The 13,387-nt window shown below is 30.5% G+C and carries 15 protein-coding genes; 9 read left to right on the forward strand and 6 right to left on the reverse strand.

Going from position 1 to position 13,387, the window contains the following annotated elements; all coding sequences use genetic code 11:
- The 3 genes from AC2LE6_RS01975 to AC2LE6_RS01985 all read right to left on the reverse strand — a co-directional run.
- A partial coding sequence (locus tag AC2LE6_RS01975) for a carbohydrate-binding domain-containing protein (protein ID WP_484477562.1) occupies nucleotides 1–367 on the reverse strand: 367 nt, incomplete at its 3' end.
- Nucleotides 368–375: 8 nt separating this feature from the next.
- Entirely contained in the window at nucleotides 376–1,062 is a 687-nt protein-coding gene (locus tag AC2LE6_RS01980) for a DUF4956 domain-containing protein (RefSeq protein WP_484477563.1), read from the reverse strand.
- The gene (locus AC2LE6_RS01985; protein WP_484477564.1) at nucleotides 1,059–1,754 is read right to left on the reverse strand and encodes a VTC domain-containing protein; all 696 of its coding nucleotides are present in this window, start codon (nucleotides 1,752–1,754) and stop codon (nucleotides 1,059–1,061) included. The genes AC2LE6_RS01980 and AC2LE6_RS01985 overlap by 4 nt, the downstream gene beginning before the upstream one ends.
- A gap of 115 nt (nucleotides 1,755–1,869) precedes the next feature.
- Between AC2LE6_RS01985 and AC2LE6_RS01990 the strand changes: the two genes are divergently transcribed.
- The 4 genes from AC2LE6_RS01990 (at nucleotide 1,870) to AC2LE6_RS02005 (ending at nucleotide 5,775) form a co-directional block, all read left to right on the forward strand.
- Entirely contained in the window at nucleotides 1,870–2,550 is a 681-nt protein-coding gene (locus tag AC2LE6_RS01990; protein ID WP_484477565.1) for a response regulator transcription factor, read from the forward strand.
- On the forward strand, nucleotides 2,543–3,742 hold the full coding sequence (locus tag AC2LE6_RS01995) for a sensor histidine kinase (protein ID WP_484477566.1): 1,200 nt from the start codon (nucleotides 2,543–2,545) through the stop codon (nucleotides 3,740–3,742). Before AC2LE6_RS01990 ends, AC2LE6_RS01995 begins: the two co-directional genes overlap by 8 nt.
- A 189-nt stretch (nucleotides 3,743–3,931) precedes the next feature.
- On the forward strand, nucleotides 3,932–5,161 hold the full coding sequence (locus AC2LE6_RS02000; RefSeq protein ID WP_484477567.1) for an MFS transporter: 1,230 nt from the start codon (nucleotides 3,932–3,934) through the stop codon (nucleotides 5,159–5,161).
- A gap of 44 nt (nucleotides 5,162–5,205) precedes the next feature.
- Complete coding sequence (locus AC2LE6_RS02005; RefSeq protein ID WP_484477568.1) at nucleotides 5,206–5,775, forward strand: ArsR/SmtB family transcription factor; 570 nt, start codon at nucleotides 5,206–5,208, stop codon at nucleotides 5,773–5,775.
- 184 nt (nucleotides 5,776–5,959) lie between these two features.
- Here AC2LE6_RS02005 and AC2LE6_RS02010 read toward each other — a convergent pair whose 3' ends face one another.
- Genes AC2LE6_RS02010 through AC2LE6_RS02020 form a run of 3 tightly spaced genes read right to left on the reverse strand, consistent with a single transcriptional unit; the run spans nucleotide 5,960 to nucleotide 8,768 of the window.
- Nucleotides 5,960–6,598, reverse strand: coding sequence for a TspO/MBR family protein (locus tag AC2LE6_RS02010; RefSeq protein ID WP_484477569.1), 639 nt, complete (start codon nucleotides 6,596–6,598; stop codon nucleotides 5,960–5,962).
- Between the two features lie 9 nt (nucleotides 6,599–6,607).
- Entirely contained in the window at nucleotides 6,608–7,576 is a 969-nt protein-coding gene (locus AC2LE6_RS02015; RefSeq protein WP_484477570.1) for a YbgA family protein, read from the reverse strand.
- Nucleotides 7,545–8,768, reverse strand: coding sequence for a deoxyribodipyrimidine photo-lyase (locus AC2LE6_RS02020; protein WP_484477571.1), 1,224 nt, complete (start codon nucleotides 8,766–8,768; stop codon nucleotides 7,545–7,547). The genes AC2LE6_RS02015 and AC2LE6_RS02020 overlap by 32 nt, the downstream gene beginning before the upstream one ends.
- 147 nt (nucleotides 8,769–8,915) lie before the next feature.
- On the opposite strand from AC2LE6_RS02020, the gene AC2LE6_RS02025 reads away from it, so the two are divergent.
- From AC2LE6_RS02025 to AC2LE6_RS02045, 5 genes are all read left to right on the forward strand, one after another.
- Nucleotides 8,916–9,779, forward strand: a complete 864-nt coding sequence (locus AC2LE6_RS02025; RefSeq protein ID WP_484477572.1) for a helix-turn-helix domain-containing protein — start codon at nucleotides 8,916–8,918, stop codon at nucleotides 9,777–9,779.
- A 49-nt stretch (nucleotides 9,780–9,828) separates the two neighbouring features.
- On the forward strand, nucleotides 9,829–11,589 hold the full coding sequence (locus AC2LE6_RS02030) for a DegV family protein (protein ID WP_484477573.1): 1,761 nt from the start codon (nucleotides 9,829–9,831) through the stop codon (nucleotides 11,587–11,589).
- A 14-nt stretch (nucleotides 11,590–11,603) separates the two neighbouring features.
- The gene (locus tag AC2LE6_RS02035; RefSeq protein ID WP_484477574.1) at nucleotides 11,604–12,368 is read left to right on the forward strand and encodes a DUF1295 domain-containing protein; all 765 of its coding nucleotides are present in this window, start codon (nucleotides 11,604–11,606) and stop codon (nucleotides 12,366–12,368) included.
- Nucleotides 12,368–12,766, forward strand: coding sequence for a DUF2177 family protein (locus AC2LE6_RS02040; RefSeq protein WP_484477575.1), 399 nt, complete (start codon nucleotides 12,368–12,370; stop codon nucleotides 12,764–12,766). The genes AC2LE6_RS02035 and AC2LE6_RS02040 overlap by 1 nt, the downstream gene beginning before the upstream one ends.
- A gap of 116 nt (nucleotides 12,767–12,882) precedes the next feature.
- Nucleotides 12,883–13,386 carry an N-acetyltransferase family protein gene (locus tag AC2LE6_RS02045; RefSeq protein WP_484477576.1) on the forward strand — a complete coding sequence of 168 codons (504 nt, stop codon included), beginning with the start codon at nucleotides 12,883–12,885 and terminating at the stop codon, nucleotides 13,384–13,386.
- The last annotated feature ends 1 nt before the right edge of the window (nucleotide 13,387 follow it).

Raw genomic sequence — 13,387 nt, forward strand, 5'->3', positions numbered from 1 at the left:
CTCCACCATCAGCATCTTCAACGTAGATCGCTGCGCTATAATCACTGTTAATTGAGACGGAGTCTAGAATCAACTCTACAGCATCATTTGTGTCAACAATGATTTGTCCATCTGTCAGTAATCCTGTTAGAGTATAAGTTCCACCTGATTTGATTGTTATTACGTTTGATTTTATTTCTACATTGGTACTATTTGTCATCGAATTGTCATCTAGTAATCCAATGTATAACCCATCAATATCTAAAACTGTGGTTTGAAGTGCTTCAATGTCTTCATCTGTTACTACATAAGGTGTTTCCTCTGTGCAACCTACCAAAGAAAGTAGAGTTGCAAGAACCATGATTATTACTAATATTTTCTTTTTCATATTATCACCTATAACTCTCCTTTATTATCTTTAACGATACCGATGTTTACTTCTAGGTTACCGTTTCTACATCTGATTTCATCAATCAAATCTTTTATTTGTCTAGAATCGATTAAGTCTACATGATAGGCAACTCTGTATAAACTACCCATGTTCGTTGTTTTGATTGTAACCAGTTCAAATTTTCTAGTGAATTCTTCTAATAAATCATCGAATAATTCCATGATGAAGATATCTTCAGGAATTGTGATTTTTAGTAATCTTTCAAACTGGTCTCTTTCAGCAAAATTACTATGTAAGTACACTTGATTTGCGATTACTACTACAACAGCAAATATTGCAGCATAGAAGATATAACCAGTTCCTGTAGCTAACCCAATAGCCATACATAAGAATATATTCATTATCTCTCTTGCATTCCCTTGAAGAGATCTAAAACGTACCAAACTAAATGTTCCCATTACAGCAATACCGGTCCCGATATTTCCGTTAACAATCATAATAATAACTTGTACTATAACTGGTAAAACAGCTAGTGTTGTAATAAAACTTTTACTTGATGTTTGTCTAATTGTTGCTGATTTAGCTACGATAAATCCTAATACAAGTGACATCCCTGTAGCTAGTAAAAATGTTCCTAATGATAATACTATTTCTCCGTTTTCTGTTGTAAAAATACTTTCTATTAAACTCATAATCTAATTCCTCTACTTTCAGTAAGTTCTTTCTTATATATATTTCCTACTTTCGAATATGATGTAGGATAAATTTTTAGTTCGTTCAATGCACCAACTAACCACAGTGGCATTGCCGCAATTGTTTTTATTTCCATGATGATTTCATCTTCATCTAGTAAACTCTTTCCATAGAACCCAGACCTTAAATCAAGGTCTTCTAATCGATAAGTAATGTCTTTATCAAATGTGATTCTAAGATGTGGATCCTCTGAATCTTTATAAGCACTACGTTTATATCCGATATAATACTTTGGTTTTGGTGCATATCGCTTTATGAAGTAATCAATCTCTTTTTCTATTTGACTATCTGGATGATTAAATGTATATTCATCATCAATCTCATCAAATGTAATACTTGCTCTTCTTTTATAAACAACTTTATTATGTTTCTTTTTGATTTCTAAAAACAGTTCATTCTCAGAGATATCATTGTACCCACGTAATCTAAGTTTCTCCTTATAATATGGTTTGGAGATTGATCTTCTAATTAGTAGGTCATCATCATTGTCAAAATATATATTATTGACAGTGAACTCTTTGAACTCATCTTCGATTAAATGAGGTGCACTTTTTTTAAGTAAATCTTCAAATTGATCAGTTGTTAATAAATACTTTTTTTCTGTTCGTTCGAAATTATATTTTGCTCCCATTTCCTCACCTCGCTTTTGGTTGATACAAACATTCTAAAACTTGAACCTTAAACAAACCTTAAAATATTCAAATAACCAAAAAAAATGTTATAATTTGGTTAAGGGAGTGGTACAAATGAAAATATTGATTGTTGAAGATGATATGAGATTAGCCACAAACATTGAACACATTCTATTAAAGAATAATTATAGTGTCGATATATCCTATGATGGAGAAGATGGATTAGATAATATATTAAGCGGTATTTATGATATCGTTATTTTGGATTACATGTTGCCAAAGATGAATGGACTTGAAGTATTAAAGGAAGCAAGAAGAAATGATGTTAGTACTTCAATCATTATGCTTACGGCAAAAGGTGAGTTAGAAGATAAAGTTGAAGGATTAACAAGTGGAGCTGATGATTATCTTGTTAAACCTTTTGAATCCTTAGAACTACTTGCTAGATTAAAAGCACTTGGTCGAAGAAATAAATTTGAGCTAAATAAAAACAACCTAGAATTTGGGAATGTTGTACTGTATCCTGAACTAATGAAAATTGAAACAGAAGAGCAAAGCATTGGAATCAGTGCAAAAGAAAAAGAGTTACTAGAACTCCTAATGAACAGAAAGAATATGATTACCTCAAAAGAACAAATCATCGAAAAAGTATGGGGGTTTGATTCTGAAGCAATGGATAATAATGTAGAAGTATATATATCATTCATAAGGAAAAAACTAAAAGCAATCCATTCTAACCTTATTATAAAAGCAGTTAGAGGTGCAGGATATATATTGGAGGTACGAGATGTTTAAAAAACTAACAAATCGATTTACACTAATACTTGTGATTAGTATCAGCATAGTCCTAATAGCATCTTTTTCTGTTGTATATTTAACAACAAAAGATGGGATTAATCGTCAAAAAGAAGAAGACTTTAACATATTAACTGGAGCCATTCTAGAAGGATCTATTAACCCTTTTAACGTAGATCAAAGACCACGAAAAGAAACGTATGTTATCATATTCAGCGAAGAAATAGACTTTACATACCAAACTAATGATGACTTACTAGAAGTTGATACATTATATTTATACGAAAATATGGACCAGAGCACAATTGAATTAAACGATCAGTTATGGGAACACAAAACTGTTATTGTTCATCAAAAAGAAGCTGTTATATTTATCAATGTCACTGATCTGAATGAAGTAGTTTCTTCAATGGTTCAAACATTATTAATCATCGGTGTAGTTGCATTACTTATTATGTCTGTGATAAGTAGAATATTTGTAATCAAAATTATTAAACCAATAAAGATTTCATACACAAAACAGAAAGAATTTGTAAGTAGTGCATCACATGAACTTAGAACACCACTAGCAATTATGAATTCTAACTTAGATATTCTGCTAAACTATCCTGATAAAACAGACAAGGAAAAAGAATCTTGGTTAAAACTCTTAAAAGATGAAGTACATAATATGACATCACTATCTAATAGTCTACTATTTTTAACATCAACCAAAAGCACAAACCTAGAAGATGTAAATATTAGTGATGTAATAAACAATAAACTTCTAATGTATGATGCATTATTCTATGAAAAGAAAATTAAACACGACTCAACCATTACTTCTGATTTACATATCAATGGAATAAACACACAACTCAATCAGTTGTTTACAAATCTAATTGATAACGCAGTTAAATATTCTGTAGATAATTTAATCGAAATGAGTTTATATAAAAAAGGTCATAAAGTTATATTTGAAATATCAAATAAAACAGATCAAGAAACAATCAACAATACCAAACATTTATTTGATCGGTTCTACAAAGTGGATACATCACGTAGTACAATCGATGAAAAAAGCTATGGTCTTGGATTACCCATAGCTAAATTTATTACTGAAAATCACAATGGGAAAATTGAAATAAATACAGAAAATGAATTAATCACATTTACAGTATCTTTACCAATATCAAAAAAAGACAGTCTATAAATGACTGTCTTTTTTTGATAACGATCTTAGTAAAATTCATTGTATTACTGATGAATCTTCTTTAAATGAATGTTATAAATTGAATGGATTGAACTAACGTGAAAATTATTTTAACGTTTTTGTTGACAAAATATAAATACAACGGTAAAATAAGTTTAACGATAAAATAAATTTAATGGAGATGATTTCATGAAAACAATAATTAACAAAAATTACCAAAAGTTACTAACAGCTACTTTTATAACTAGGTTTGGAGATAGTATTGATTCAATCGCATTTAGTTGGATGGTATATGTAATGACAGGGAGTAGAGTACTAATGGGTACGATATTTGCGATCAGTATTATTCCTAATATATTAATACTACCTTTTGGTGGTGTAGTAGCAGATGTGTTTAATAAAAAAATGATAACAGTGTTTGGAGATATTTTAAGAGGATTTAGTGTAGCGGTTTTGGCTTTGTTCTATTTCCTTAACATATTAGAAGTGTGGCATTTATTTGTGTTTGTATCAATCAATTCATTATTTGAATCATTCGCAAATCCAGCTCGTGGAAGTATGATGCCTAACATCATTGAACAAGAAGACTTTGTCAAAGGATCATCATGGCTTGGAACTGCATCAAACTTTGGATCTCTTATAGGTTTAAGTGTTGCTGGTATTCTAATCGCAGTTGTTGGAATTTGGGGAACTATCTTAATAGATGCAATTACATTTTTATTCTCAGGATTATTAATATTCTTAATTCAATTTAAAGATAGAAGAGAAGAAGTCGCAGAGAAACCAAAAGTAAAAGATTACTTTGTATTAATTGGAGAAGGAATAACGTATCTAAGATCAAAGAAAATCTTGATTGCTTTATTACTCTTAGCATCTTTCCTTAATTTCGCATTAGTACCACTAAACGTTTTAAGACCAATATATGTTACTGAAGTACTTAATCTAGGAGTAGAAGGTCTTAGTTACTTAGGTATGGCAGTAATGATTGGAATGATTGTTGGTGGGTATTTAATGGGTGTCAAAGGTAAAAATATGAATGCAATCACAGGTATTGGTCTTGGATTATCATTACTTGGGTTAATGTACATGTTAATGGGATTACCAGGATATACCAATTTCTCAGAAAACTTTAACCTATTATTTGTTATAATTGTTTCATTCTTCTTCGGATTGAGTGTTCCAGTTGTAAATGCACCAATGACTGCAGCAATCATGAGAACAACTGCACCTGAAATGCTTGGAAGATTATCATCAATTATGGGAGTTGTTGTACTATGTGCAATGCCACTTGGTGGATTTGTAGTTTCAATAATCGGGGATAGTATTTCTGTATCATTACTATTCATCATTATGGGATTCAGTGGAGTATTACTTTCTTCTGTATTCTGGGCAACAAACAGAAACAAGGAGCTTGTTTAATCTATTCAAAATATATGATATAATAGCCAAAGAGGAGTGATAGTATGGATGACAAAATGAGAATAATCACAACCGATGAAGAACTAAAGATATTTAGTGACCCATATCGTATGAAAATAATCAAAACATACCAAGGGTATGGTGTTCCTTTAACAGTAAAGCAATGTGCTGATCATTTAGGAGAAGTTCCAGCAAAAGTACATTACCATGTTAAAAAATTATTATCTATAAACGTTCTTGAATTAGATCATGTTGAAGTTATAAACGGGATTAATGCAAAATACTATTACCTACCAAAAACAAGTTTCACTGTGAAACTTCAAGATGAAGAATCAGAAAAAATATACAAACAATTAAACAAAGTAGAATCAATGATTGCTAATATGATTGATGACTTCAAAAAAGACTTCTTTATTTCATCTAAAAACGCAGTAGACCACAAAATAGAAGATCCAACAGAAGTTGGAATGATCACTGCAAAAGATGTATATCTTTCAGAAGAAGACTTTGAGGTGTTAAGTAAAGAGTTATCTGAATTAGCAAATAGATATAGTACAATAGACAAAGAGAAAAAGAGATATTCTCTACTTGCTGGATTTGCGAGAAAAGAATAGAATATAATGAGAAATAAAAAGAGCAATTTTGCTCTTTTTTGTTGGTTTGTTTTCATTAATTTGAATGGTCCGGGAATAGATGAATACATGATTGGAAAAGAACCACCTTATAGGGGACAAAATAGAGGGTTTTAGTAGGATATTAAAAAGAGAATTCCATTGAGTAATGGGATTCTCTTTTCATTTAATTGATATATTTCATTGCAATACCAAAGTATGCCCAAAGGAATACAACTCCGTAGTAATAGTTTTTCTCAATGATAACCATGTAACCACCAATGATTACACTTACTCCAAGGATAACATAAAGCCAAAGTGTTTCATTGCTCATAAAGAGACTGATATCATACTTAAATAACAGTATTGATATATTGGCAATAAGTGCAACACTAATCCATCCTGCATAAACACTAAATGTGATATATGTGATACCAATTGGCGCTGTGAATTGCAGGATAGATAATAAAGTTATAAGAAATAATACCATAATTACTGTACTTAGAAATATCCTATCGAAATGCCAACTAAGAAGCCAAGTAGAATTCAAAATACAGGTAACAATGAATAATATACCTAGTAAGTTCATATTTGGAATATCACCTTGCTTTGAAGTTGTAAATGTAAAGACGAATACAATGACCAATATGTAAATAATACCCCATATAGAAAATGTGAAACCTGAAGGGGTAAACATAGTATTATATTTATCTGAAATTTCTCCGGTTGAAATGCCACCAAGAGGTTTTGCATTTGCGAGGTAGTTCATATAAATCATAAATGAAGCACTTAAAACAACTATAACTTTAATAATAATCATTTTCATGATCTCCTCCTATATCTTTTTACCACTATCTAATTGTGTTAGTAATTTTATTGGGTAAGGGTCAAATATAATTTGATCCAACAAATAACCTTGATCAAATCGAATCGCAAATCCTTTTAGTATTCTTAGAGGACTTGAGTATGGAATATGGTTTTGTAGGTAATCATTTTGTGTTTCAAAATAATACGCTTTCTCATCGTTTGAGAGTTGGTCTTTAAAGTATCCGTAAATATGTGTAAGGACATTGATTCTTTTCTGTTTTGTAGCAGGGTGTCTAAATAATTGAAGTAGTAACTCAAAGTATGAACCATAAACTTCCTTCACTGATTTTTGCTCATGATTAGCTACAACGTTACCCATATTCTTCATTATAGTCTGGTTGTATGTCATAAATAAGTATTTGTGTTGTGAATGAAAACTTACCAAATGTTTTATAGACATATCTTTGATTTCCTTGTATCTTGCAGTAGTAAATACACGAATGAAGAAGTGTTCTCTAATATTAAAGTTTGAAAGACGTCTTTCTGATTCTATTGGATAGTTCTCATATCTAGTTACGACTTCTTCAGCAAACATTCCATTTTGAACAGATTCTAAAGGTTGGCTTTTACCTACACCTTTATATACTTTAACTTTATCCGTTCCACACGTTGGTGATTTTGCCTTTAGAATAAAACCATCATAAGAATGGTTGAAAGTTTTATCAATATACTTCTTAGAAAATGACAACATATCATCAGTGAAGTCTACACCCTCTTTAGAAGAAACTAATTGTAATCTTTCGCCTTTTGGACGAATCAATCGTATTGTATCTCTTGGTGCAGGCATTCCGATTGCCATTTCTGGACATACTGGTTTAAACTGAACAAACTCTTTCATATCTCGAATTACTTGATCACTTATTTGAGTTCCATCAAATCTCACTGGACTATGTTCAAGACAAGCACTAATCAAGATTATTGGTTTTGGATGATTCATAAACTTTCACTTCACTTTCTATTCTAATAATATAGTTCTCTATATCAAATTTGCGTTTTAAGCCGTTGGCGTTCATATATCGTAATTTACCAAAAATCAAACGTTCCTTCCATGCACGGTCGTGTTTACCAAAACACCAGGCAACGCCTGTGTAACCATTAGGGGTATTACCATCTAAAAAATAATGGTTATTTAAGTATATTGCAGTGTCATATGCATATTTGAAATTTGGACTCCATTCAATGATTTTCTTACACCAATACATTCTCATATATCCGTGCATCTTTCCAAGTAAAACCATTTCTTTCATCGCTGTATTGAAATATTTATCATGTGTTCTGAAGTTAATATAGTCATCAATTGAATATAAGTACTTCTTATTATCAAATTGATGAACTTCCATTGTTTGGTATGCCCAAGGATATGTAATATGGTTGAAATTATCATATAATGGATTGTAGTATATAAAGTTATATGAAAGTTCTCTTCGAACTACTAATTCTTCAATAAATGATTCTTTGTTACGTACATTTGCTCGCTCTAATATAATCAATAATCTTATTGGAGAAATAATCCCATATTTTAAGTAGACAGACATTCCAGATGTATAGTCAAACTCAGGATGGTTTTTCAAATGATAATACTGCAGCTTGTGATTTACGAAATGATTGAATTCGTTGATAGCCTTTTTTTCAATACTTGTAATCAACAAGTCATCAAGAACTGGATCAATAAAAGCATATAAATGTTTGAATATTTTTGGTCTTATGGTTCTAGCAGAATACTCCTCTTTCTGAGATTCAAACGATACTGGTACAACAACATTGCTCTCAACAGAAGTGACTGTATATTGGCTATGTAGTTTAATATGTTCTTCTATATCCCTATGTTCACGCATATATCCTTTATCAATAACGATATCATTCTTAAGAGTAATGTTTTTCAAATCATTAACAAGTTTAACATGTCCAAATTGGCTTAATGTATTCATTGAATCATGGATGAACGAATCAAAAAATTCGTCTTGTCTTTCAGACTCAGATACTCTGAAAACAATAATATTGCATGTCTCATAATTACTGATTGCATAATGCAATCCATGATTATCAAGCACTCTGAAAGAAGACAGCATTATATACGTTACGTGTGTGGTTGATTGTCTTTTAATTGTCGAGTATCTTTCTTCTTTCATAGTATCACCTGTCTTCATTATAGTACTTTATATGTTGATTACCAAAGATAACAACTTTATTATTACAAATATAAATATTACTTAAAAGCATATTCCTTTTAATTTAATATGAAAATATGCTATATTGTAATAGAAAGAGGTGATTGAATGAAGTCTTTAGGAAAGAACATTAAAGAACTTAGAAAGCAAAAAAAATATAATCAAATACAGTTGTCTAAGTTATTAGGAGTATCTCAAACTTCAATTGCACATTACGAAGCAGGTACTAGACAACCTACAATTGATACATTAATCCTTTTATCTGATATCTTTGATGTATCAATTGATGATTTAATTGGCCATTCTTTCATCAGACAAAGTAATAATCGTGAATTACCAATAAAAGAGAGTTTAATAGATTCTCTTGTAAATTGTTTAACAACTAAGAACGAAAAGAATTTTATAAGCATATTTGAATCTGAAGTCTATCCGATATTCGATATTGACACAATAATTGATACAATTTTAAAACAGGTAATGTATTCAATAGGTACATTGTGGGAAAAAGGAATTATCACTGAAGCTGATGAACATTATTCAACGAGTATTGTTAGAAAAGTAATTAACTATATCAGCATCAATAATAGTTCAATTGTTCAAAGTAAAAAAGCAATTACATTTTCAATCGGATCTGAAAAACATACTTTAGGATTAGAGATGATTACTACCTATCTCGAGGCAAAAGGTGTAAATACTGTCTACTTAGGAAGTAACGTTCCAATAAGAAGTATCGATCAACTTATTAAAGAATATAAACCAAACTTTATTTTTATATCAATTACAATTGAAGAAAACATGAATAGTCTAATTCAGTTTGTAGAACACGTAATTGAGAAATATAATGACAAATTGATTATTGGTATAGGCGGACAAGGATATATTAATAATAAAGAATTAGAGTCAAACGACAAAGTATTCATACTTAGAAGAATTGAAGATTTAAAAGAGTTTTTAAATCATCAGAATAAATAGGTTTAAAAATTAGCCTAAGATAAATAACATACATGAAAAGGGTGAGGAAATGAAATACATCAACGGTAGAGATTTATATCAAATGTTTAATTATGGGACATACTATATTATGAAAGAAAGATTATTCTTGAATGATATCAATGTTTTTCCCGTCGCAGATGGAGACACTGGTAATAATTTACTTCAAACTCTGAGGACGATATCACTAGAGTCAAATGTAACAGAATCATTTAAAGCAACACTAGAATCAATCTGTGATTCAGCTCTATTTGGAGCAAGAGGAAACAGTGGAGTTATATTCGCACAATTTGTAAACGGACTTCAAAAAGCGAACAACTATGGAGAAAAAGTTAGCTTTGAGGAATTCCAAAGGTTGGTAGAAAAAAGTGTAGTATATACATACTCAGCACTTAGTAATCCTGTCGAAGGAACTATGATTACTTTGATGAAAGAGTGGTCCAAAATTTTAAATGAATTACTACCTCTTGATCTTTCATTGGAAGAAAAATTCGAAAGAAGTTACATACATATAAATAAGTATTTAAGTCAAACAAAGAAAATGCTTGAAGTATTATCAGAAAATGATGTCGTAGATAGTGGTGCACTTGGGTTTGTTCTATTTGTTAAGGGAATCGTTAGTTACTACAACAACGACGAAATAGATGTAGAGAGCTATGAAAATATTAAAATTGTAGATGAACATCAATTTGAAGGAGAAATCAACTATCGTTACTGCACAGAAGGTCTTGTAAAAAGTAGTAACTTTGACGAAAAGAAGATTTTCTCTGAATTAGAGAAACATGGGGATTCATTAGTAGTAGCTGAAGGTAAATCGAGATTCAGAGTACATATCCATACAAATGAGCCTCAAGATGTGTTTCAAACACTGAAGTTGTTTGGGGAAATTGAATCACAGAAAATTGATGACATGCAATTAGAAATGGCATTGAAAAACAGTACAGCAAAAAGAGTTCTAGTTGTAGATAGCATAGCGGATATAAACAAGTCCATTATCGACGATAATAATGTTGTAGTTATACCAATTAATATCTCAATAGATAATACTCCTTATCTTGATAAATTATCAATTAGTAACAAGATGTTATTTGGATCACTAGATGAATATAACGAATATCCAAAAACAGCTACACCATCAATAAAATATATAAACGATTTATTCTCAAAACTACTTTTGAAATATGATGAAATAATAGTTGTTACTGTTTCAAAACATTTAAGTGGAACACATGATGTTATTAAGAATGAAGCGGAGAAACTAGTTGAAAAAGGTAAAAATATATATGTGATAGATAGTTATAATAATAGTGTTACAGAAGGTCTTATTGTACAGGAGACTATTGGGTTAATGAATAAAGGAGTTAACACAAAAGAAATAATCAAACATATTGAATATATAAGAGAGAAGACACAAATCCTTGTTTGTCTTGAAACGTTTAAGTACGCTACAATGAGTGGACGATTACCAAAAGCTGTTGGAACGATTGGGATGTTCTTAGGATTAAGACCAATTATGTCACTTAATAAAGGAAAAGGATCAGCATTTGGATTTGCGTTTAGCCAAAAAGGTATTACAAAAAAAATAAAGAAACTTGTTAGCGGTGATCTTGAAAAAGGTGGAATAGAATCATATTCACTGGTTCACTGTTTGAATGAGAAACTTGTAAAAGAATACGAAGAGGAGTTCACGAATTTAATTGGCTTTCCTCCAAGGTACATAACTGAAATTTCAACCGCTACAGCAATTCATAGTGGAGTTGGTAGTGTTGCAATCGGTTATATTAAAAAATAGAAAGAAGGAATAGTATGCTATTAGCTTTGACAATTACATTAATATATTTCACATTGTTCTTTATAGTAGCTACGATCATTAAAAACAATAGTATTGTTGATATTGGTTGGGGATTTGGATATGTTTTGACATCATGGGTATTATTTATCATTAATGGAACTTACTCAATAAATCAAATAATTATAAATACTTTGATTTCATTATGGGGTTTGAGACTTTTTTATTACATACTAAAAAGAAACATATTTGAATCAGAAGATTTTAGATATGCGAATTGGCGAAAAGCTTGGGGGAAATGGGTTATTCCAAGAGCCTTTCTTCAAGTCTTTATGCTTCAAGGAATTCTGCAATTTGCAATTGGAAGCACAAGCTACTTCATTAACACAAACTCAACAGACTTTACATATTTAAGCTTAATCGGAGTAGGGTTATGGGTTATAGGTTACTACTACGAGGTAATAGGAGATAAACAATTAAAAGACCATATTAAAAATAATAAAATAAAAGGAAAACTTCTAACAACCGGTTTGTGGAAACAAACACGTCATCCAAATTACTTTGGAGAATCACTAATGTGGTGGGGTATATTTGTGTTTGCCGCAATAAGTGGTGCGCCACTGTACTTTGTAATCAGTCCTATTGTTATAACAGTTGTACTATACTTTATTAGTACACCGTTATTAGAAACAAGAATGAAAAAGTATTCTGAATGGAATGAATATGCCGCTAAGACAGCTATGTTTTTACCATTTAAGATATTTAGAAAGGAAGGAAAATAATGGCTTATTTTAAAATGTATATCATAGCGTTTGTTATATTTCTTATCATAGATGCAATTTGGTTAGGTTTGGTTGCACCGAAATTCTACAAATCTCAGATTGGACATTTGATGAGTGACAAACCGAACTTCATAGCAGCACTTATATTCTATCTACTATTCATAGTTGGAGTTGTATACTTTGTAGTAAATCCTGCAGTAGAAGCACAAAGTGTTACAAAGGTACTTATCGCAGGAGCACTATTTGGATTTATGACATATGCTACATATGATCTGACTAATCTAGCAACATTAAAAGATTGGCCAATCGTTGTCACTATTGTTGACCTTGTTTGGGGAACATCACTTAGTACTCTGATTGGATTATTTACATACTTGATTTACAATTTCATTTCATAATTGTTTTATCCAACAAATAAAAAGACCAACTACTTGGTCTTTTTTTAATGCACATAATAATTATCATTTTTAAAGTATGATATAATCATCTATGTAGAGATATGGAGTTGTTATTTATGAATAATATAGAATATAGAGAATTAACAATAGATGATTTAAAAGAGTTTAAAAGATTAAGATTAGAACTTCTTAAGAATGAACCAACAAACTTTGGTTCTAGTTACGAAGAAGAATTACAATTTGAAGACATCATGTGGACTAACAGATTATCAAAAGAAACGGTAATCACATATGGTGCATTTATAGAAAACAAACTTGTCGGAATGTCCTTAGGTGTTATGAGTCCTAGAAAGAAAATGAAGCATGCGGCTACAATTAATAGTGTCTATGTATCAAAGGAACAAAGAGGAAATAATATAGGAATGACTCTAATGATAAACTTAATTGATGTACTGAAGAAAAAGAAGATAGAAGCTATAAAACTATCTGTCGTTTCAACAAATCAACCTGCAGTAAGATTATATACAAAACTTGGATTTATTCATTATGGTACAGAGGACTATTCAATCAAATATAATAACGAATACATTAGCCAATATTTAATGATAAAAAAACTATAAA

This window comes from Candidatus Izemoplasma sp., from assembly GCF_982632705.1.

Bases quoted from the DNA above. Each gene is read 5' to 3' on its own strand.
- AC2LE6_RS01980 (WP_484477563.1), bottom strand. From the start codon at position 1,062: ATGAGTTTAATAGAAAGTATTTTTACAACAGAAAACGGAGAAATAGTA.
- AC2LE6_RS01985 (WP_484477564.1), bottom strand. From the start codon at position 1,754: ATGGGAGCAAAATATAATTTCGAACGAACAGAAAAAAAGTATTTATTA.
- AC2LE6_RS01990 (WP_484477565.1), top strand. From the start codon at position 1,870: ATGAAAATATTGATTGTTGAAGATGATATGAGATTAGCCACAAACATT.
- AC2LE6_RS01995 (WP_484477566.1), top strand. From the start codon at position 2,543: ATGTTTAAAAAACTAACAAATCGATTTACACTAATACTTGTGATTAGT.
- AC2LE6_RS02000 (WP_484477567.1), top strand. From the start codon at position 3,932: ATGAAAACAATAATTAACAAAAATTACCAAAAGTTACTAACAGCTACT.
- AC2LE6_RS02005 (WP_484477568.1), top strand. From the start codon at position 5,206: ATGGATGACAAAATGAGAATAATCACAACCGATGAAGAACTAAAGATA.
- AC2LE6_RS02010 (WP_484477569.1), bottom strand. From the start codon at position 6,598: ATGAAAATGATTATTATTAAAGTTATAGTTGTTTTAAGTGCTTCATTT.
- AC2LE6_RS02015 (WP_484477570.1), bottom strand. From the start codon at position 7,576: ATGAATCATCCAAAACCAATAATCTTGATTAGTGCTTGTCTTGAACAT.
- AC2LE6_RS02020 (WP_484477571.1), bottom strand. From the start codon at position 8,768: ATGAAAGAAGAAAGATACTCGACAATTAAAAGACAATCAACCACACAC.
- AC2LE6_RS02025 (WP_484477572.1), top strand. From the start codon at position 8,916: ATGAAGTCTTTAGGAAAGAACATTAAAGAACTTAGAAAGCAAAAAAAA.
- AC2LE6_RS02030 (WP_484477573.1), top strand. From the start codon at position 9,829: ATGAAATACATCAACGGTAGAGATTTATATCAAATGTTTAATTATGGG.
- AC2LE6_RS02035 (WP_484477574.1), top strand. From the start codon at position 11,604: ATGCTATTAGCTTTGACAATTACATTAATATATTTCACATTGTTCTTT.
- AC2LE6_RS02040 (WP_484477575.1), top strand. From the start codon at position 12,368: ATGGCTTATTTTAAAATGTATATCATAGCGTTTGTTATATTTCTTATC.
- AC2LE6_RS02045 (WP_484477576.1), top strand. From the start codon at position 12,883: ATGAATAATATAGAATATAGAGAATTAACAATAGATGATTTAAAAGAG.